Origin of the sequence: Portibacter marinus (genome assembly GCF_021533195.1) — a bacterium.
Lineage (GTDB): Bacteria > Bacteroidota > Bacteroidia > Chitinophagales > Saprospiraceae > Portibacter > Portibacter marinus.
Genome location: NZ_JAJNKB010000001.1, coordinates 943,944 through 967,541 on the forward strand (window position 1 = coordinate 943,944; position 23,598 = coordinate 967,541).

Annotated in this window: 9 protein-coding genes; 7 read left to right on the top strand and 2 right to left on the bottom strand. The window is 41.4% G+C overall.

The window, feature by feature from the left end; translation table 11 throughout:
- Positions 1-159 precede the first annotated feature (159 nt).
- From L2567_RS03885 to L2567_RS03910, 6 genes are all read left to right on the top strand, one after another.
- Complete coding sequence (locus tag L2567_RS03885; RefSeq protein WP_235296385.1) at positions 160-615, top strand: hypothetical protein; 456 nt, start codon at positions 160-162, stop codon at positions 613-615.
- Entirely contained in the window at positions 605-2,383 is a 1,779-nt protein-coding gene (locus L2567_RS03890; RefSeq protein ID WP_235296386.1) for a DUF1800 domain-containing protein, read from the top strand. The genes L2567_RS03885 and L2567_RS03890 overlap by 11 nt, the downstream gene beginning before the upstream one ends.
- Position 2,384: 1 nt before the next feature.
- Positions 2,385-3,845, top strand: a complete 1,461-nt coding sequence (locus L2567_RS03895) for a DUF1501 domain-containing protein (RefSeq protein ID WP_235296387.1) — start codon at positions 2,385-2,387, stop codon at positions 3,843-3,845.
- The gene (locus tag L2567_RS03900) at positions 3,842-6,220 is read left to right on the top strand and encodes a PA14 domain-containing protein (RefSeq protein WP_235296388.1); all 2,379 of its coding nucleotides are present in this window, start codon (positions 3,842-3,844) and stop codon (positions 6,218-6,220) included. The genes L2567_RS03895 and L2567_RS03900 overlap by 4 nt, the downstream gene beginning before the upstream one ends.
- Positions 6,221-6,357: 137 nt before the next feature.
- A complete protein-coding gene (locus L2567_RS03905) occupies positions 6,358-7,029 on the top strand; it encodes a YiiX/YebB-like N1pC/P60 family cysteine hydrolase (RefSeq protein WP_235296389.1) in 672 nt (223 codons plus the stop codon).
- Positions 7,030-7,105: 76 nt separating this feature from the next.
- Positions 7,106-7,834: an NIPSNAP family protein gene (locus tag L2567_RS03910; RefSeq protein ID WP_235296390.1), complete on the top strand. Its 729-nt coding sequence runs from the start codon at positions 7,106-7,108 to the stop codon at positions 7,832-7,834.
- A gap of 31 nt (positions 7,835-7,865) precedes the next feature.
- Here L2567_RS03910 and L2567_RS03915 read toward each other — a convergent pair whose 3' ends face one another.
- Positions 7,866-9,197: a CotH kinase family protein gene (locus tag L2567_RS03915; protein WP_235296391.1), complete on the bottom strand. Its 1,332-nt coding sequence runs from the start codon at positions 9,195-9,197 to the stop codon at positions 7,866-7,868.
- 302 nt (positions 9,198-9,499) lie between these two features.
- Here L2567_RS03915 and L2567_RS03920 point away from each other — a divergent pair, with 302 nt between their 5' ends.
- A complete protein-coding gene (locus tag L2567_RS03920; RefSeq protein WP_235296392.1) occupies positions 9,500-10,900 on the top strand; it encodes a Gfo/Idh/MocA family protein in 1,401 nt (466 codons plus the stop codon).
- Between the two features lie 251 nt (positions 10,901-11,151).
- On the opposite strand, the gene L2567_RS03925 is transcribed toward L2567_RS03920, so the two are convergent.
- Positions 11,152-23,559: an SdrD B-like domain-containing protein gene (locus L2567_RS03925; RefSeq protein WP_235296393.1), complete on the bottom strand. Its 12,408-nt coding sequence runs from the start codon at positions 23,557-23,559 to the stop codon at positions 11,152-11,154.
- Between the last annotated feature and the right edge of the window lie 39 nt (positions 23,560-23,598).

Genomic DNA, 23,598 nt, shown 5'->3' on the forward strand with positions numbered 1-23,598 from the left:
TTATCAGCTTGGTTTTCTATGATGATTTTGAAAAAGGCCAGCCATGTGTTAATATTGATCATTATCCTTTCAATACGCTCTTAACCTTAGAATAAACACACCCTTTATTGCCCATTGAGGTACAAACGAGAATGTAAAACACAAGTAAAAATTATTAAAATGAAGATATTATTGACCCTGTTTTGTGTCATCATTGGATTTAGTCATGTGAATGCTCAAGATCTAATGATCCTTAAATCCAGCGGTAAGGTGGTGATTGGTGACACCACTCAAATTACCACTCCCGGTACTTACAACCTATATGTTCAAAATGGAGTCATGACCGAAAAGGTAAAAGTCGCTGTTAAGACCGAAGCAGATTGGAGGGATAATTCTTTCGGAAAAACACCCTCTCTACAAGAGGTTGAAAAGGAGATTGCTACAAAATCTCACCTGTACAACATGCCTTCATCAAAAGAATTGGTGAAACAAGGTTACGACGTAAGAGAAATGGATGCCCATCTGACGGAACAGATAGAGTGGCTTTGGCAACATCTCATCAGCCTTGCTGAAGAAAACAAAGCTTTGCGAGCAGAACTTGATGGCATAAAGACTTCGAAGAGAGATGAGGATTAGTCTATGTCTATATTTCTTTTTAGTTTTTTCCATTGGCCTGTGGTGCCAACCAGATACAGTGGTTATTGGATTTGGAGGTTTTGAGAGTGTTGCGATAAGTAGTAGTGACCCTGCAAGTAATCCCAGATCCACCCTTGACCAGTCTGGATACCTACCTAATGAAAACGCTGCTGCCAGATTCCTATCTCAAGCCACATTAGGTTACAGCCTAAGTAACATTGTAGAAGTGACCCATACGGGGATAGAGGATTGGATCGATGCACAATTAGCTATGCCCATTGGTACTGATCTGACCTCCATTGTACAGGGATACCTTGATGAAACTTTTTCGGCATTGGGGACCTACGATGGTGCCTCCAGATATTTATACTGGGAGTATTCCTGGTGGCAATATCACATGACCAATGACGATCTTTTGCGCCAACGAGTAGCGATGGCCCTCAGTGAGATTCTAGTCATTTCTGAAAAATCAAACTTTGGTAATTCTGCATTTGCTCTGGCTGACTACTACGATATTTTGCTTAGAAATGCTTTTGGAAATTACAGAGACATTTTACAAGAGGTGACGTATCATCCTTCCATGGGTGTTTACCTTACCTACACAGGGAATCCAAAAACCGATGTATCTCAAAATCGATATCCCGATGAAAATTATGCCAGGGAAATCATGCAACTCTTCACCATCGGTCTATTTGAATTAAACAATGACGGAACCAGGAAACTCGATGGCGAAGGTCAACCTATCCCTACTTATGACAACGATGATATTTCTGAATACTCAAAGGTCTTTACGGGATTAACGTGGGCAGATGGCAACTGGTTTTTTGGAGGAGCAAGAAATGATACAAGCTACCTTTCAGATCTGGTGATGTGGGAAGAATATCATGAACCTGGAGTCAAAAATCTTCTGCGTGGCGAACAGATCCCTGATAGAAATCCGGTAGACGGCAACGCCGATATCAGTGATGCACTTGACAATTTATTCAATCATCCGAATGTGGGGCCTTTTGTTTCGAAATTATTGATCCAGAGGTTGGTTACATCCAACCCATCTCCTGCTTATATAAACCGAGTAGCAAATGTCTTCAATGACAATGGTTCAGGAGTGCGTGGCGATATGGCAGCAGTCATCAAAGCCATTCTTTTAGACGAAGTAGCGAACAACTGCAACTCCGCAGATGATGATACGTTTGGTAAACTTAGAGAACCGTTCATAAGGTATTTCCATATCAATAAAGCCTTTAATGCATCTACATTGAGTGGAGAACATAAAAATGTAATGCGTTCCATCGAAAGGCAGTTTAACCAAAAACCACTATCAGCGCCTAGTGTGTTCAACTTTTTTCAACCTGACTATCAACCAATTGGGCCCATTGAAGAGAGAAATCTGGTGGCTCCGGAATTTCAGATTACAGACTCTCAAACGATAACGGGCTGGATTAATGGATTATACGAGTGGCTAATCAATGAGGAGGTGGTAGATGTCTGGCAAATTTATGACGGTGAACCAGAATCCAATTATCTGGATGAAGTATCCTCCCTGGATTTTTCCCCCCATATCATTTATACGAATGATGACGAAATACACATACTGTTAGACAGACTGAATCTTATTCTTGCTCAAGGTCGAATTACTGACTCAACATTGGCCATCATCAAAAATGCCTTGATCCAATACGATAATGAGTCGGCAGAAGATAAGGAGCTCAGGGTAAAATTGGCAATTTACCTGATCATGTCTTCACCTGAATACTTAATCAATAGATAAAATGACGAAAAAATCTATCAGTAGAAGAGCTTTTATCGGTCAGGCAAGTTGTGCCGCACTGGGCTCCACTGCCTTTCTCTCTTCGGTGCTCAATATGGGATTGATTAACACCTTAGCAGCGAGACCTCACATTATTCAAAATTCTGGTGATTACAAAGCCATAGTATGCATACTTTTGGCTGGCGGAGCAGATACACATAACGTTTTAATACCTACAACAACTTCAGATTACAATCATTATCTGGCGACAAGAGGAAACCTTGCTCTGGATAAGGACAATCCCTCAGAAGTACTTGCACTTCCAGGGACTGTAGGGGATAAAACTTATGGCATTCATGGTCGCATGAACAGGGTTTTAGACCTATACACACAGCAAAAATTATCTTTCATAGCTAACATTGGCACACTCGTAGAACCGATTTCGACTAAAGCTGAATACCAAAGCAATGCGAAAAAATTGCCTCTGGGATTGTATTCGCATAGTGACCAGATCATGCAGTGGCAAACCTCAGTTCCTCAAAATCGATCTGCGGTAGGATTTGCCGGAAGAATGGCTGATATCTTGCACGACATGAATACCATCCCTAATGTTTCAATGAATATTTCTCTAGATGGCAAAAATCGTTTCCAGACCGGCAATAACTACAATGAATATTCTATAAAGAATAATACTGATGAAAATAACGTCGGCTTCAAGGGTCATCCCTCCTGGTGGAGCAACAGCGGTGCCATGAATGCCGTAAAAAATGGGGCAATCAATAACATGGTCGAGCAGGAATATTCTAATATTTTCCATGAAACCATTGGTCGACTGACACAACAGACTTCCGAAAGTATTGAGATATTTGAAAACGCATTTGCGAATGTGGTTCCCCTTCAGACTTCATTTAGTGATACCAATATTTCTTTGGATCTGAAAAAAATGGCGGAAGTGATTAGTGTTCGGTTAAGACTTGGTGCCAATCGACAGATTTTCTTTACAACGTTTGGTGGATGGGACCACCATGACGATGTACTCAATCAGCAGAATGGTATGCTACCCCAACTGAGCAATGCCATGGCAGAATTTCAGGATGCCCTCGAAGAGATCGGGATGGCTGACGATGTAGTGACACTGACCATTTCGGATTTCGCGCGAACGCTTACATCTAATGGGACGGGTTCAGATCATGCCTGGGGAGGTAACCAGATGATTATGGGTAATGCAATAAACGGCGGTCGAATCTTCGGCGAATACCCATCACTAGCAATAGACAACAATGAACTGAATGTATCAGATAGAGGAAGAATTATTCCACAGATTTCTGTAGATGAACTTTATGCTGAGCTCGCCCTATGGTTCGGAGCTTCCCCAAATGACCTGGACTATATCCTGCCTAATCTCTGTAACTTTTACTCGACATCAGGATGTCCTGCACCTGTACCGGCGAATTATGGACCCATCGGAATCTTTGCATCATGAGAACTATCATATTTTTACTTAGTGTCATCTCTGGGATTTATGTCAATGGCCAGATATGCGTAGGGACAGCTGGACAACTGGAATGGCAGGCATGGGAGGGCTTGTTTGATGGTCAATTCTCGGAGTTAAGTGCAGATCCGGATTTCCCGGGAAACCCAGATGTGGTGCAAAATATCTTCAGACTCAAAAGTCCAAGTAATTACAACGACTACTATGGTACAAGAGTGGAAGGTTTTATATCTGTTCCACAAAACACCACTGCGACCTTTAATGTAACCGGAGATCACTATGTCCAATTCTATTTAAGTTCAAATGAAAATCCAGCCAATAAGCAGTTGATTGCTCGAGTATACGAGCCAGTTAGCGAACTAGAGCATAATACCTATCCCGAACAGACCTCTGCTCCGGTTAATTTAATCGCGGGTGAGTACTACTATTTTGAGGTTTTACTCGTTGATCGATGGGGTTCTGATCGATTTTCCATTTGGTGGCAGACAGATCTTGTGAGTAGTACTCAATGGAATGTGGTCACAGCAGCTTATCTTTTCGGAGTAGGATGCAAAGATGAACCTTGCCCTGAATTAGGCACTCCTTGTGATGACGGAGACAACAATACCTCAGATGATGTAGAGGATGGTCATTGCAATTGTTTTGGGAAGCCCTCTACTTCTGATGTTTGTGTAGGTGAGCGTGGGGCATTGACTGCCTACAGATACGATGGTATTCCCGGAGGTTCACTCAATGACCTTTATGAAGCTCCTCATTTTCCAGGCATGCCCACTACTAGCGAGTCCTGCTCTATCTTTGGACGAGAAGACACCAATGACTTTAATGATATTGGCTTTGCAATGCAGGCATATCTGACCGTTCCTGTTAGTGGTCTTTATAAGTTTAATGTTACCGGTGATGATAACACGATCTTATTCATCAGTTCAGATCATAACCCTGAAAATAGACAAGCACATCAGATGTTGGTGTCAGGCTGGACGAATATGACTGAACACGATAAATACATCTATCAAAGTACCTCATTTATTTATCTGGAAAGAGGACAGTACTACTATATTGAAATCAATCAAAAAGATGGAGGTGGTGGCGAACATTTTTCAGCATTCTGGCAAACACCATTCACGGATTTGGGAGTGTGGAAAAGGATTCCAGCGATATACTTCTTTGATTACAATTGTGAAGTGGCATGCATTCCCCAAGGCACCATTTGCGACGATGGAGATCCCTTCACGAATGACGATACATATAATGATAGTTGTGAATGTCAAGGAATTCCGTGTTCTGGACCTGATTGTGATAGCCCGCTGGCTAATTACATTCCAAAAGAAAAGTGCGCTCCTAGTAGCAGTTTAGATAACAATGAAAGGAGCTCCTGGATTTCTTGTGCAAGGACTGCGAATCCTAACTCCTCAAGAGGCAATGGTCACTGGATCATGTATGATTTAGGCAATCGGCACGAATTGCATCAGACCCAGATTTGGAATTATAACAAGGCAGGTGAAACAGAAAAAGGAATGACATCTGTGGCTATTGATTACTCTGAAGATGGTCAGCAGTGGACAGAGTTCGGGACTTATAATTGGGCTCTGGCACCAGGTAGTGATGGATATGGCGGCTTTACGGGACCAGATTTTCAAGGTATCTATGCGAATTATGTTTTGATCACATCATTGGATGCCGGTTCAGCTTGCAAAGGAATAGGCAAAGTCGCTTTTACGACTGTGAATTGTCCTCAAGCGGGTACACTTTGCAATGATGGAGATCCGCTTTCTTTTAATGACAAATATGATAATAATTGTGAATGCAAAGGTTCTGCATTTGATGTCAATGACTGTGGAGAATTACAGGTTTTATTGGGAGATACCTTGATAGGAACCAATAAATTTAGCGCTATTGAAAATGTTCAATCCATCAGTGATGTAGCAGCCAATAGTCGCGTTTCATTCGTGGGTGGAAAGTCAATAATTTTAGAGCCGGGATTTGAAACAACCGGGCAAACTTATTTTTTAGCGAGCATAGATCCATGTGAAACGCCAGAAGTACAGGCGCTGATGGTCAGTAGAGCTGATGCTATTCTTGCCAATAGGGCACAACGGGAAAAAGATCGTATCGAAGGTCTAGCCGTTAGAAATTTAGAAGATGATATTATAGAGGTCTCCTATTTCGTAAAAGAACCGGGCCGCGCCAGTCTTGAGATTTATGATAATTCAGGTCATAAGCTGTTTACGTTAATGAATCATGAGTTTACCAATCAGGGTTTGTACCGCAAATTATTCAGATCAAAAAAGCTGGCCAAAGGAGAGCTATTCGTGAGGTTCAATCGAGGGGAAGAGGTTTTGGAAAAATCATATTTGATGCAGCCATAGAAAGAGGATGATAGCGTGATATGACACAATTTAGAACGACTGCTAGCAGGTAGCAATCGATTTCGTAAGTCAATAATCATTTAGTGGTTGTCACCGTAATCTTTATAGTTTGAAAAGTATTCTTTTACTTTGCCAGGATGAAACGATTCTATGCTACCAAATCTATGTATCTGCTTTTTTTGTTGGTACTAATTTCCATATTCAGCTGCTCTGATGTGTCTTCCTTCGAACTAAAAGAAGGTGATCTGCTTTTTCAAAAATGGGAAGCTTCTGACTTTGCCAAAGCGATCAATGCTGTTACAGAAGGATACGATGGCCACGACTTTGCACATGTGGGGATGGTCATTGAAGATGCCGGTGAACTTAAAGTTTTTGAAGCAACGATGGCTGGAGGTGTTGGCTTAACACCATTAGATACCTTTTTAAATGCAAGTTTGACTACAGGTTTGAAGCCTAACATCGCAGTTGGCAGAATAAAGGCCCAATTCCAAGATGCTATTCCTTCGATCAATGACTGGGTAATCAGCCAAATGGACAAGCCTTACGATACCCTTTTTATTTATGGAAATGAAAAATATTACTGTTCCGAATTGATTCATGACGCTTTCAATAATCACGCTAGTGAACAAATATTCAGCTTAGAACCGATGACCTTTAAAGATCCCGAGACCAACGAATACTTTCCCATTTGGCTCGATTATTTCGAACGTTTTAACTCGCACATTCCGGAAGGTCAGCCAGGCATTAACCCCGGACTAATGAGCCGTTCAGAAAAGCTGGAAGTGGTTTATGAATACTTCTCGCAATAGCTAAGGATATGACACATTTTTAAAGATTATAAATATATCTAGTTATACATTATCTTACCTGCTCAACTTCATAAGAATGAAAGCATTAGTTTTATCAGTCTTGTTGACATTTGCCATGAATATGGTATTTGCACAAGCTCAGGAATACATACAGCTGAGAAAGTACACCTTCGATAAGACTGAACAACTTCAGCAGACCGAAGCATTCATTGAAAACATCTATTTACCTGAATTGAAGAAAAAAGGTTATTCGAGAGTAGGTGTATTCAGAAATCATGCGGAAGAAAGTGATACTGCACTTTATCTGTATTTGCTACTACCTATTCCCAATCCAACCACCTTATATGATACTGATATAGAAATACTGGATATTTTCCCTGAGGAAAAACATTATGCAAGAGTAGAAAACGTATTATTAAAATCTTTTCAGGACATGCCCATGCTAAAACCTTCAGAGCTTTCCGGACCTCGTAAAGATAGAATATATGAACTCAGAAGCTATGAATCTCCTACAGACAAGAAATACATAAATAAAGTAGATATGTTCAATGCAGGTGGTGAAGTCATCCTGTTCGAAGAGTTAGGATTCAATGCGGTTTTTTATGGCGAGGTAATCGCAGGATCAAATATGCCTAATCTGATGTATATGACTACTCATGCAAATCAGAAAGCCCGTGATGACAATTGGAAAGCATTTGTCGATGCTCCAAAATGGAAAGAAATCAGCAGCATGCCTAAGTATCAAAAAAATGTCTCTCACATTGACATTCATTTTCTTTATCCAACCTCTTATTCAGACTATTAAAGAATTTTTTTCAACGTATAGAAATTGAACTTCAATCAGTCGAATAGGTCCATGAATCATCACAGGTTCCAGGTAAGTTTTCGTCCAGAAAATCCACACGCTCTTGAATCCACCATTTTAGATACCCAATTTCTTCGTCATAAGTCTCTCCTATAAAGTAGTTCCAATTTACGTATTCATCCAACACCGTCCATTTTTTAAAATTTCTATCCTTGGCCTCGGCTAGTTGTAAGCCAGTGGCGTCTATCATATTGTAAATATGATCAATAGATAAAAGATCAGACCTAAGGTATTGCCATCTGCACTTTAATTCATTGGTGAAGTAGGGATCTTCAAGCAATCTTTTCCACCAGTTAGGGGGTTGACTGGAATAAAACAAACCGCATACATCCGCGAATTCGTATTGCCAACCCTCCGGATTAAAACCACCACAATAATCTGCGTTTCCATAGGAAAGATTAAAATCCCAAACCGGACCACAGGCCAACTTTTTGTTTCTGTCCTTATACATAAAACTACTTGAACGATAACCATCGACAGTTTTAGCAAATTCTTGCATGATCATAAAGTCAATAAATGATCCTACATTTATATAAGCGCGATAGCCTGAATCGGGGTCTTGAAAGTTGCGACTGTAAACTGCTTTTTCAAAATCTGCTATGTAGTTTTCTATATAATTTCTTTGTATTTCGTTAAGTTCTTCTCGCTTCGGATCATGATATAAGAATTCTAACTTTTTTTGATGTTTAGAACTCCAGGAAATGCTACTGCTTCCAGTGGGTTTGTCAATTTTTATGACATAACCTCCGGTCAGCTTATCTCCAGATATGTCGTCCATTTCTATCTCCGCGATATCGAGCCTGTGTTTATCTCTTTTAATTTTTTCAATAAGCATGTATAAACCCATATACTCTCCATCAATCACTAATTCACAGTATACAAATTTGGGAGACCATGGTTGCATATCACCATATAAGGAATAAGTGATGGCATTCCGCATTAATGATTTATCCGAATAAATGCCATATAGCACCCAGTCATTTTCTTCAGGTAAGCCCAATAGACTTATATTTAGGTTATTCCCGCATGAATCACGGGTTTCGAGCCCATAACTTTTTTTGGGATATTTCTGTGAGGTTGAGCCCCTTATTTCTATTCCGATTTTACCATCATAGTCATTAAAATCGTCATCAATAAAGTTTCGATGGCCCTGTCCATTCCAAATGATACCCATATCACACGTTACTTTGGGATCGTCTACAATCTTTTGGCCGTTAGAATTGATGACAATGATGGGTAAATTAGAATCAGTAAATTCGACTTGTCCATATATCAAGGCCATAGCAAACCAAGAAAAGATCAAGACTTGGAAATATCGGTCGTACATAATTAAGTTGCATTCTTTAAATTGTCCATTCTCAAGTACGAGATACTTAAGGTATAATGACTCTCCAATGTGACCGAAAGTCAGGCTTAATTGTTCGCTCTTTCAACCATCAGGATTGTAATTGAGTAAGGAAGTCTATGCCATATTTGAGTGTGAGAATTGCTGTTATCTGCAGAAATTATATTGGAAGCCAATAGGACCTTTGCGGTGTCTTGGTGAAAAGTTTTACTTCAAAATCAGGAAAAATAATTACCTTTTGCAACTGAAAATTACTTCTGATGAAAATTGACAGACGATCCTTCCTGCACTCTATTTCTCTACTTAGTGCTTCTACCGCTATGCCACTAAGTTCATTTAACTTTTTAAACATGGGCAGAAAGTTGAGAGTGGCACTAGTGGGAACAGGAGTCAGGGGAACAAGTTTCTGGGGTAAAAGACTGCTTGATGAATACTCAGACATCCTAGAATTTGTAGGTCTAAGTGATATCAATCCCGGACGTTTGGAATACGGCCGAAAATACATAGGTACAGATTGCCCTACTTTTGCCAATTGTGCTGAAATGCTTTCCACAACAAACCCAGATTTATTAATTGTCACTACTAAAGATTCTACGCACCATGAATTCATCATCATGGGATTGGAAGCAGGAGTGGATGTGTTGACAGAAAAGCCGATGACCACCGATGAAATGAAGTGTCAAGATATTTTAGATGCGGAAAGGGCCTCGAATAAAAAGTTAATAGTAGGCTTCAACTACCGATGGAGTCCCTATGCCACTGAAGTCAAGAAGTTGTTATCCGAAAATGCCATTGGCAAAATTACCTCAGTAGATTTCAATTGGTATCTAAATACCTACCATGGTGCCTCTTATTTCAGGAGATGGCATGGCTTGAAGGATTCAGGTGGTACACTTTGGGTCCACAAAGCGACACATCACTTTGATTTGCTGAATTGGTGGCTGGATTCTGATCCAGAAGAGGTTTTTGCATATGGAGCTTTAGAACATTATGGCGCCGCCAATGAATTTAGGGGGGAAAACTGTAGAAAATGTACTTTAAAAGACTCCTGTAAATTCTACTATGACATCACCAAAAGTGAGAGAAATATGGACCTATACGTTGCGCACGAAGAGCACGACGGATATATCAGAGATAATTGTCTTTTCCGTAAAGAAATTGATATCTACGATAAAATGTCTGCACAGATCAAGTATATGAATGATACGGTGGTCAATTATTCATTGACCACGTATTCACCATTTGAAGGTTGGCGGATCGCATTTAATGGAATGGATGGTCGGATAGAAGCCTGGCAGGATATACCTTATAATGATGACGATGCCATATCACAGTCAGACCTGCATGCTGCGGAGATGTCGCAGGCAAATACCAAGAATATATCTGTAAAACCAATTATTGTACATAAGAATTGGAAGGATTATAAGGTGGCCAATGTTTCCTATGACAGGGGTGGCCATGGTGGAGGTGATAAGCGATTGCAGGACAAATTGATGAAGACGCCGAATGCGCCTGATCCTTATAAGCATATGGCTTCAGTCCGAGATGGTGCCATGTCTATTTTGATCGGAATAGCAGCTCGAAAGAGCGTCGAGGAAGGTAAAAAAATTAGAATAGAAGATTTAACGGATTTAAAACCGGCAGTTGATAGAAAAGTCTGAAAGGACTGTCAAACTTCATTTACCAGATAACATTACCTTCCTTCCACATGCTTCACGCGAGACTCTGGGACTGTCAAATTTCATTTGCCAGATAGCACAACCTTCCTTTCATTTGTTTCACTCAAGTTCCTTTGTAATTACCTAGCCAGGCAAAAAAAAGCAGCTCTCGACTAAAGAGCTGCTCGACCGCCATAAGGCATTTAATAAACTACATGCCCACCAATGCCTTTGCACTGGCAGGCTATTTCTTTCTATTGGATAAACACCATTTTCTTTGTCATTTTATATCCATCCGTAATCAATTCATAGTAATATACGCCCAGAGCACCAAACTCACCAGCATTCACATCATACTTGTGTATTCCTGGCTCATAATCCGCTTCATGATCCACAATTAACTTTCCAGCTGCATTAAACACTCGTAATCTTGCTCGCATTGCTTCCGGTAAACTAAATGATATTACCGTATTTCTAATCCAAGGATTCGGCTCATTCTGGAACAACTTCGGCTTGCCCACTCCATGAATGGTTCCGTCTCTTAAGGTTAGATTTATGTCCCGTAGCTCTCCCTCCGAAGTGTAGGCCTCTTTCGTAGTGATCACACTGTTCAAAGAAATTATTTCAGACAGCATGATGTCCTCTTGAGCAACCAATGTAATTCCAAACAAGGCTTCATCTCCATTCATTTCCAGGCCTACTGCATTTTCCCAACTGCAGGCAAGGAATCCCTTCTCTAAAAACCTTTTTCCAAAATTAGAATCAGAGATTCCATGAGTCAATCCTGTCACTTCCTGGATGGTCGCAACCGCAGGATCAATGCTCATTGTAAACTGATATCCCGCGATATTTTTGATGCTATCTCCATAAAATGGAATTTGTACCATCTCACCTTTTTTGATCAATCTATCATGGAATGAAAGTTCGAATGGTAGTTCACCACTGCGTTTTTCGGCGATAATTGGCTGGCCATTCAATTCCACATTCCCATTGACATCACCCACTTTCAAGCCTAAAAAGTCCACAACCATATTACTCGCTAAATCATAGATTTCATACGTTTCTGGTATAGCCTGAGCCCATGGGTCTCGTGGATCCAGGAATTGGTAGGTGGCATCTAGGAACCTCCAACTCGTATTATTGGAGAAAGAATCTTGAATTCCTAAAATCATCTTTCTGAGTTGAAGAATATCCGATCCAGTTACCTTTCCATCTCTATTAACATCCGCAGCAATCAGCTTGTATGGACTGCCTAATTCAGAAATTCCCAAAATATGTCTTTGTATTAAGAGCAAGTCTAGTGTTGAAACACCATTCATGTACTCGTCGTCTTTACGCGGCTTGACCTGGTAGTCTCCTCCCAAAGGCATATTAGGCATCACATATTGACCATTTTCATCTGTAAACTGTCTCATATCAGTGCCCTCCAGAGCCACCTCTACATCACTAATTTCCACATCAGTTTCTGTAAAAAGAGTACCCGAAATATCCAGGAATGCTCCGTCAATGCACAGGCCATCGTTGTCCTCTATTAGTATGAAGGTCGCACAGAAATCCTGGGCTCCGTTAGGCGCAGTGACATAAAGTTGCAGTGCTTGCTGACCTACATCTTCACATCCAAATGTTCTTAAGGTATCCTCTACATCGGTTGAAAAGCTTATGGTCAAATCATCAAAGCAAGGATGATCACTACCTGCATCAATAAAGTCCGGAGTCAGCATGACCAGTGGTGTGACCACGCCCATTGTATCCATCAGTGTCAGATTGGTACTTATACCCTGGAAACACTTAGGACTAGGCGCTTTGTTATTCACGACTTCGAAAGTGTACTCGCAACCTGTTAAATTGCCACATCCATCTCCGACCACCCAATAGATCGTATGCTTACCCACAGGATACAAATCACTGGCATCACTTCCTTCACCTTGTATGTCAATTCTACCATCACTGAATGCATCAATTTCATATCCGTAAATCAAATCTTCTGAATTTAAACAGTCATCCGTAGCGCTCATAGTCAATGGCACAAATACATCTCCACAATCAGCATCCAGGCTTTCCACGGTGATATCCTCACAACTTGCGGTTAAAACAGGAGCTACATCATTATTAATCGTTATTGTTTGAACTGAATCAAATATGACGAACACATTATTCTCCCTCTGGCACCAGTCACTGACAAACCAGGTTCGCTCGATCACCAGGCATCCATTACCATCAATAATCCTGTCCTCAAAGGTTGAGCTGACCATATCACAGTTGTCTTCCTCGTACTGAGGGAAATTCTGACCTTCCGGCAAGTTATTGGGATTCAAATCATCTCCATTGCATTGATTCAGTGTAATATCGTCAGGCCAATCAATATCAGATTCCAGGAATGGAGAAGGATTGACCAAAGTGATGCGCTGTACCACACTAACTGTCTCACCGTTTGGACTTGTCGCTGTTAATGTTCTAATAAGGGACCCGTTTCCACATTGATCCAGATCACCACTTGTAATCTCACTCATTGCTGCAGTGGAGCAATTGTCCAATATCAGTCCATCTTGTGCAGGACCGCTAAATACTGCAGCTTCATCATCAATGATGATAGGCTGGATCGAATCGGGATCATTGACAAGAGTTCCAAAGACACCTAGATCATCCATGCTAAATGGAAAGTCACATGAAATCGTTATGTCTGGCAATCCTGCCACCAATACTGGAGGTACCTTGTCCTGAATGGTCACTTCAGCCATACATTGATTAGAATTACCTCCTAAGTCAGTCACCCTTAGCGCCACCATGATGTTATCAGGTCCAATGTCATCACAAGTAAAATCAACAGCCTCCATAAACCCAAGATCGTCATCCATCCTTCTTATATCAAGAGTTACTGGACCACATTCATCCATACTGCCATTGTCCAGATTTACTGCACTAAGCGAGGCACGTCCCTCTGAATTCAAGCTTATGGTCGTGAACCCATCACAGATGGTCACGGGTTGAGCTAAATCCTGAACTGTCACGTTATAGCTAGCTGTAGTAGAGTTTCCGCAAACGTCATAGGCTATATAACTAACCGTAGAAATACCCACAGGTAATTCAATCGTGGCACCATTCTGATCCATGACAAAACCACCTTCGTAGCTGATGTCTATTCTGATGTCATCCGGATTACAATCATCCACAGCTGTAATTGCAGGGACGATAACAGTCGCTTGACACTCAAATCCTGAGGTAGAAACAGTCATATCATTTGGCAAACCGGATAATACCGGACCTGCTGTATCTTGGAGTGTAATTAATTGAGTAAAAGTAGTTGAGTTATCTGATCCACAAATCCAATTGGTCACCGTCCAGGTCCTTTGCACACCGTTAGTGCAATCATTTCCAAAATCAAAAAACTCATCCTCGAAATCTACAAAAATACCGCAATCCACAAAGTTGTCAGGGTACAAAGGCTCACCATTTAAAGTTGGTACACCTAGCTCCTCAGGTGATGGCATTTCTCCTACCGTACAACTTAACGTGGTATCGTTGGTTTCTGGGCCAACTACATCGTCAATATCAAATTGCTCTATAGATAATGTCTGCTGACAAGAACTCATTCTGACACCTGATAAATCCCTTACTTCCCAGGTCTCGACGACCACCGTCTGTAATTCATCATCCTCACATGAAACGTCAGTGACCACTCTGTTTACTAGTCGCAAATCGATTTCACCACAATTGTTTTCAACTGATGGAGGATCCAATACCAATAATTCACCGCAAGTGATGGTGTCACTCATACACATAATTACAGGATTCAACTTGTTCTCCACCGTCACTTTACCCCAACTGCTATTGCAAACGTCGGCAACAGAAGTGGCTCTGATATTGTACATATTTCCAATAAATGCCGGGTCGTCTAATACCAGACTATCTGTATAAGGAATTAGGATATTTCCATTCATATCCTCTAATTGTAATCGATAGTACCCTCCTAGTGGATAAACTTCATTTGTACAGTCTTCATCCAATTCGGTCAATACCATTTGAGGAGTTACCAATGCCTCACAGTTCTCATCATAGCTCAGATTAATGGGCTGTTGGCTTAATGCCAATGATGTTTCATAGCAATCACCCAGAGGTTCTGGATCATTTGGATCATCATAGGTTCCATCAAACATGAACATTCTGTCTGAGCTGTCGACCGCCACATATTGCATACCACCATTGAAATAATCAGGAAGTTCCTTTCCGGCATCATTGATAGCCATCCCACTTACTACCGCATTGAATGCCAGATTCATAGCATCTTCTTCCGGAAGCTCCTCCGGTCTGATCTCAAAAGTGATTCTTAAACACACAATTTCACCGGGCTCCAGAATTCCATCTTCTAACGATCCATCGATATCATCATTCCCGTCAAAATCCGGGTTCTCATTTGGCCTGTCTTCATCATCCACCAACATAAATGCATCCTCATATTCTACCGTATCTAAGATCATGGGATCTCCTATGACACCCACGAAGGCTCCCATGAACTGCTCTCCCAGGTTGATTTCTATATCAATGTTTTCCAGTCTTGCTCCTACCAATTCACCTCCCATATCAACAAATCCTGTGTTCTGGATACAGACATCAGCGATCACATTAAAGTTTCCACATCGACCTGACTCAGGAAAATCTACACCGGCAATATTGGCAATGGCCTCTATGTTTGGTTCAGGTATCCATCCTTCGTCGATGTTCAATTGATCTTGTTCATCTGGAAATCCTTCTCCTCCCGGATTATCTGTGTCTCCATTTTCCCCGGTTACCAGGTCATTGAACAGTAGATCAGGAATAGAAAACATCACATTGGGCATAAAATCTGAATCCAAATTATCATTCTCATCGCAGTTTGCCGCAGTCAATATATACCTCACTGGTATGGTATCTTCAGGGGTCACAGAAGAAGTATCATACTTCGTAGGAATCAAATTATAATTGCCTTCTATCAGACCACATACAAAGTAGTTACCATCACTGTCTGTACTAAAATTGTAAACATAATCTGTAGAATCAAAAACACCATCCGGACCAGCAAACGCTAAAATATGGTTCACATCCGGAACACCATCTTCAACAACTACTGCGTCAGTACTGTCTTGAGAACCGTTGAGATTATTGTCAAAAAATGCCAGATTTCCGATCTTAGCCAGCGGCACAAAATAATCCTCTACTTCACCCTGTGGTGCCTGTGGACCAGTCGGATCCGGAACAGGAAAACCATCTGTGGGATCCAATCCGCCATCGCAGCTCAATCTAAATCTTGCATGAACATCGCCTTCATTGTAAACCGCATCTTCCGGTACATTGAAACAAAGCTCAACTATGGTATCACTTGCTGTTGCGAGTGCTCCATCCGTATCCGGTGTAACACCTTCACTATAGAACTCCAATGCTTCTTCAGCTTCGAATGTACCATTACCGTTATAATCAATCCAACCATTCAAGAACCCATCTTCCTCACTTAGTGTATAATTGACACTAATTGTCGCTTTCGCACCTGGAATCAATGGAGTAATAAAGGCAATTCCATCTTCATCATCGGTACTCATGGAACCATCCGGAAGTGTCAATCCAATATTGTTATCGTCCCCGTCTACAGTGGCACCAGCTATACTATCAACAGCTGCATTTCTTTCTGCATCGACTGACTGTCCCAGGTATTTATTCTCAGTAATCACATGTATAGGTCCTCCATCCTCAGCCGCTGTCACATAGCTAGAATCTAAATCACCATAATCTAAAGGAACAAATCCAAAATCGAATGTTTGATTAAATAAACTGTCCGGGAACATACCTTCACTATTAGGCTCATCTTCTATTCCATCCTCTCCTATTGGAATCATACTTGCATCCGTAATCTGGAAAACATCCGTCATGACAATGGTGTCACCCATATTGATGGTATGATCACTATCTAGAGAGTCTGTTACAGAGGTATTGTTGGCCAATGTCGGTGTAAGAAATTCCGGCGAGATCACTGAAATTTTGTATTCTCCCACATCATTAGGCAGTAATCCACAGAAACTGTATTTGCCATTGGCATCTGTAATAGTATCGAATGAAATCGTGAGATCAATTCCATTGTTCATGTATGTGTAGGTTATATTGACCGCAACATCTGCTACGCCTTCCTCAACAGAAGTGGAACTTGTATCCTGGATACCATCATAGTTTTGATCTAACCAGACTAAGTTTCCGGCTTTAACCAATGGCACTACATAATCCTCAACTTCTCCTTCAGGAATGCTACCATCCGACAAAACGCCTATTGGTCCCAGACCATCTTCACAAGCTAATCTAAATCTGGTAAATGCTAATCCACCATTGAATGTCGCGGTTTCCGGAACCAGAAAACCTACTATTACCATACTGTCCGAACCCTCTCCAAGCGGTACGCTGGTTAAATCTGATGATAAATCTGAACCATTGATGGAGAAAATAGTGATTTGGTCCCCTGGTTCGAAGCTTCCATCCCCGTTGAAATCTATGAAGCCAGTCACGTAACCTGCAGGATCACCCATAACGGCAGGTGCAGGTAAAGTATAGGTCAATTTAAGGTAGGCAGAATCGCCTGGAATCATCGGTGTCAAGAATTCGATCCCGTCTTCATCACTTCCTGCTGAGCAATCACCGAAAGAAAATTCTTCATCTGTATCATCCATATTATCATCATCACCCATACCCATTTCATCCGGTTGTCCATCTGGCTCACTGTCCACACATGCACCTAAACGTTTGTTCGTTGTCACAATATGGCGCGGTGGGTCAACAGAACCATCTTCACTGGTCTGATAGCTGATCGGCAAGTCTCCAAAATCCATTTCAGGCAAGTCTCCAAAATCTAAAGGAACCAAACCAAAATCGTACGTCTGATTTACCTGATTGTCAGGAAATCCACCCACCGCATTAGGATCATCTGCTTCTCCATTCTCACCCATAGGTAGATTTGTCACATCTATGATCATAAACGGATTCGTCTGTATACTGTCTCTACCTTCTTCACCAATCAGGATATCACTGTCACTGTCCAGCTGGTCATTACCGCCTTGATTGGCCATCGTAGAGGCCAACCCATCTGGAGTGATTAATGTCAATTGGTATTGGCCTCCATCTGAAGCTATTAATCCACAGAAGCTATATAATCCTGAGGCATCTGTAACAACCGTATCAATGATACTGATGGACAGTCCATTTACAGTGGTATCAAAAGTTATGGCAACCTGGACTCCTTGCAATGGAACTTCATCGCCGTCGACCGGATCCTGAATGCCATCAAAATCAGCATCTAACCATACATAATTCCCTAGCTTACCTAAAGGCTGAACATAATCTTCTATTTCTCCATCCAAAGCCAAACCTGAATCCGGTTCCAAATCACCATCGCATGACATTCTAAATCTCGCATAGGCATTTCCAGTGGCAAACACCGCGGTTTCCGGTACTTCAAAAGCAGCTATAATCGTCGTATCATTGCCTACCTCCAAAGGTAGATTTCTGGTCTCAGCAATCGAAGCGCCATCGACTTCCACCCAATTCAGTGAATCGTCAGCAGTAAAATTGTCGCTACCATCAAAGTCTATCCATCCATTGAGGAAAGCATCACTTGTGCTTGTATATGTAATTTTCACATAAGCAAGTTGGCCAGGTAACATTGGAGACAGGAACTCAATTCCATCCTCGTCATCTCCCATTGCTCCAGCCGGAATTACATAACTGCTTCCTGTCGCATCATCTACTAATCCATCCGCAGAAGGTCCGCCATCTGCGTCCAGATCTACAAGTGCTCCCAGGTATTTACCTTCTCTCATGACGTGTTTCGGAGCATTGCCTGCATTGGTGCTGTCTGCGGTAACGTATCCATCCGGTAGATCACCATAATCCAAACCTTGATAACCTGCATCGAAAGTGCAATTCATCACATCCGTAGACAAAACAATCAATGTATCAGAATTTCCGGCGGCATCGATATCGCTATCTACAGCATCATTCAACCCTACGTCTTGAAGTGTTGGTGGAATTCCGCCACTATCGAAATTGACATAGTAATTTCCCGGAGGTAAATTTTCGAATTTGTATCTACCATCAGCATCGGTAACCAATGGAGTCACAGTTATCCCATCAATATCAGAGGTTACTTCTATCCAATCTCCAGTCACTGGATCTTCATAATAAAGTGTTGCTGTGATTCCCGCTAAACCAGGTTCACCGTCATCCTGAAGACCATTCAAATTAGCATCCACGAAAGCGGTATCTCCAATGGATATCGGCTCGAAAAAGCCAGCATCCAATGTACAGTCCATCCCGCCAGATAAAAGTGCCGCTGTAGTGTCACTTACCAGATTCGTCTGCACAAACTGGTCAAGATCACTATCTTCAGAGTCATTTGGGGCGCCATTTATATTTTCATAGGTGGAATAATAATTTGTTCCATTTCCTGCATTGTCCAGATCAAATTCTACATAATATTGACCTGGAGCCAAATTTTCAAATTTATAGCTGCCATCCATATTGGTGACTACCATAGAAATATCGTTTCCTAAATAATCTGTATTCTGGATAACGCCGGACATCCCTTCTATTTTATAAAGGGTCACTACGATACCACCAAGTCCAAAATCGGTTCCATCTTGAATTCCATTACCATTGTTGTCGACAAATACAGTATCTCCAACTGAGACCGGAATAAAGTAACCAGCATCTAACGTGCAATCAATACTGTCGCTGGCCAGCTCAATGGTATCTGAAACTTCATCAGAATTGATATCACTATCCAATACGTCTGAGGAATTCATCAATACATTTTGTATCGTGCTCACATAATCTGCCGCATCTGTTAATCCGCTTGCATTCTCTATATCAAATACTACATAATAAGCATTGGGTGCCAGATTTTCGAATTTGTATCTGCCATCGGCATCTGTAGTGGTGGCCAATGGATTACCAAAAATATCATTGATAATTTGTGTACCTGATGTATCATATAAGGCAACGGGCACATTAGGAATGGCAGGATCTGCAGCATCTTGAAGACCATTTCCTTCCAGATCAACAAAAACAGTATCTCCAATGCTTACCGGTTCATAGAATCCCGCATCTAGAGTACAATCAATTTGACCACTTTCCAGTGTCACTGAAGCTGTCGTACCAGCAGTTCTAACTGCACTATCATCAATGACAGCATCGCTGTCTATGAAATCATCCATTCCCTCATTGGAGAGGGTAATCAAATAATCAGTTCCTGTCGGAGAAGTGAACCTCACTTCATAATCTCCCGGTGCTAGATTTTCAAATTTATATCGTCCATTGCCATCCGTTTGTGTAGGAAGCAAATTGCCCAAGTAGTCCTCTGTTTGTGCAACCGGCACACCGGCTTCTACCTTAAATAGTTCTACTCCAACATTCGCCAATATATCCTCATCTCCATCCAAAATACCATTGCCATTATCATCGACCCATGCCGTATCACCAATAGCAACCGGCACAAAATAACCCGCATCCAGGGTGCAATCCATTTCTCCACTTGGAATAAAAGCCGTGGTGTCCGAAGTTTGGTTGATGTCAATGTCTGAGTCATCCGGATCCAGGGTAGTACCGTTCACATTTTGAAAAGTTGGAACATAATTTCCTGCTTCTCCATCTGTAGCTGTAGTTACATCAAATATGACATAGTATGATCCTGGAATTAAACTGTCAATTTTATATAATCCATTGGCATCCGTGGTAATGGTACCTATAGGTGTACCGTCAAATAGTTCGGTTATTTGATTTCCGCTGTTATCATACAAGGTCACTTCCACGCCCGGAATTCCGGGTTCGCCATTATCTTGCAATCCATTACCATTAACATCCACAAAAACGGTATCTCCAACACTCACTGGCTCGTAAAACCCTGCATCTAGAGTACAGTCCATCTGTCCTCCTACGATTGAAGCAGTATCAGATCGGCCGAATTCATCTATATCACTGTCATTAGGACTTAATGAGTTGCCATTTACATTTTCAATAGTGGACCCATACGTTAACCCAGCAGTATTAGTTGTCACATCAAACTGAACATAGTAGTTTCCTGGCAATAAGTTTTCAAATTTATATCTTCCTGTTGCGTCAGTCAGTTGAGGTGTAATAGGATCACCTGAGGAATCTTCTGTAACAGGGCTTCCTGTCGCTGCATCATATAAAGTAACGGTCACTCCTTCTATTCCAGCTTCTCCTCCGTCTTGCAATCCATTGTAGTTGGCATCAACAAATACGGTATCACCGACAGAGTTGGGTGCAAACAAACCAGCATCCAATTGGTGAAATACCAGATCAGTATTAGAGGTAGTAACTATCGTTTTAGCATATTGATTACCACCAATTAAGGTATCTATGTAATCAGAATCAAATTGATCTGAAGTGTTATTCGCTATTGTAAATCGGTCAACTTCAGGATTTACACCCTGAACTGCGTCTAAGGAAATTCTTACCTCATAAGTCATGAATGGAGCAAGAGGTTGCGAAACATTGGCATCGCCAACTCCTCCAAAGAAATAATAGCCATTCATATCTGTCATTGTTGATCCTATGAAAAGATCTCCAAGACCATTATCATCTGTATCCTTCCACAACTCCACTTCAATTCCAGGTTGTGGAGTTTCGCTCGGATCCTGAAATCCATCCAAATCATCGTCTAACCACACATAATTTCCAATTTCAATCGGTGGAATTTCACACAACGCCTGTAGGTCACCCCACGAATTACCTTTTGCAAAGCCAACATCTGCGCCTTGTAGTAAGTTAACAGCTCTTGTTTTTAAGCCATTTGAAACGTCATGCCAGGTAAATCCTGAGTCAAAGTCTCCTTCTATATCATCTGTGTTCGAACTCATCACTTCCTTGAATCCGGGAATAACTAGTGCTCCTCCATTAAAACTAGGTCCTTCAAGTCCTTCGCCGTGATAAAAAGTGGCGTCGTCCTGACCTCTTCTGAAAATATTAAATTCTGGATTTGCTGCTGAAACGCTCTCTGCTAATGCTGTTGAAAATGGTCCTGCAACTCCATTGGATTCCATGACCCATGTGCCACCTACCAACGCAGCCTTACTAATGTATCCACCATTGGAAGGATCGTTAAAGGTTTCAGTAGCGTCAATGCCTCTGTTCTTAGTTACAATATTCATTCCCACATTACCATCCGGATGAATGTCAAACTCGATATCCATAGCCCACGGTGCAAAATCACTGAAACCAGTCCCTGGAGTATAGACACCAGCAACAAACTGCGCACGATTAACATTAGAAAGCCCGGTAGACCATGGAGCCAATACATTTTGCAATTCTGCTCCATTTGTAAATCCAGGATTACCGCCTATATATATTTCCGGCATTTCCCATGAGGCATAATCAATGGTCAATTCTAACACAGGGGATGGCGAGGAAGGGTTAAATGAATAAATGGCTCCCTGTAGGTCAGAAACAGTGGGACCTGTACAAGTTGTTGAAACATATACACGTCCATCGAAGAATCCCACACCACCTGAAGCCGCAAAAGGGAATCCATTTCCATTGTTACCTCCACATATTGCAGGAATAGGAACGATTGTGATATCAGATGTTACGGGGTTACCACTAACCTGATCGATAGGCACAATATATATACTGCGATCTCTGGCATTGAACAGGTAAACTTCACTATCATCAGCATTAATGTCAATGTCTGTAAAGCCTATATATCCAATATTATGTACATCCGGATCTGCATTATTGTCTGCTGTACCGTCCTGAAATAAATTACCACCTGCTGCATTTGGAAAGACACTTTCCAGATCCAACCACAAGGAGGTTGTACCGGATGTAGAAGTTGTATAGACATTTCCTATAGTATTATTCATACCAGCAGATGTCAATTTCATGAAAGATGCACTTAGAATTTGGTTGTGAATCCGATCCCAAGCGATACCCGATATGAATCCTGTATTACTTTCATCGGCAATAGCAGAAGCAGTTGTTTCTTCAGCAGTAAATGCATTGTAGGGATATGTATTTTGATTAATAACAAATTGCTCTGAATCTTCATAATCAATAATCACCACAGTAGATGCAGGGGAACTTGGCCCTGGGAAACAAGCTGTTGCGATGGTAGGATTGTCCTGACAATGATCCTCAGGTTTTCCTATTGTGAAATCATTGTTACAGCTTCCCAGATCAACTCTTAATACCGAAGTGCTGTTGTTAGAGCCGCTAGGGCCAGACTTAAAATCGACTGGAGGTATAAATTCCACCAGTACTCTGCTACCGGTTGCTGAAGCAACGTTCGCAAGCCAAGTTCCATCGGGATCGGAAGTCACCGTAGTGATAAAAATTTCATCATCGTCATATACATTTATAGTGACATCACCATAACCCAATTCGGCAAATCGATATGCATCTGAAGCATCGGCTGACCCATTATGTTCAAATTCTCTGTAAACCGTACCTCCTATTTCATCCCCTGCCATGGTACATGGAGGTGCTGAATAGTTATTCGTATTTAACATTGACCTAAACCCATCATAGGTATAGAAGTCAAGTCCTGCCGAATATAGAAATGTGGAAATAAGGGCTACTCCTAATACGGATATAGCAATAGTCTTTGCCCTTGGAGCAATTCGAAGTTTTCTCATCTGTAATGACCTTGTAGTTTATAATTATCTTATCCACCG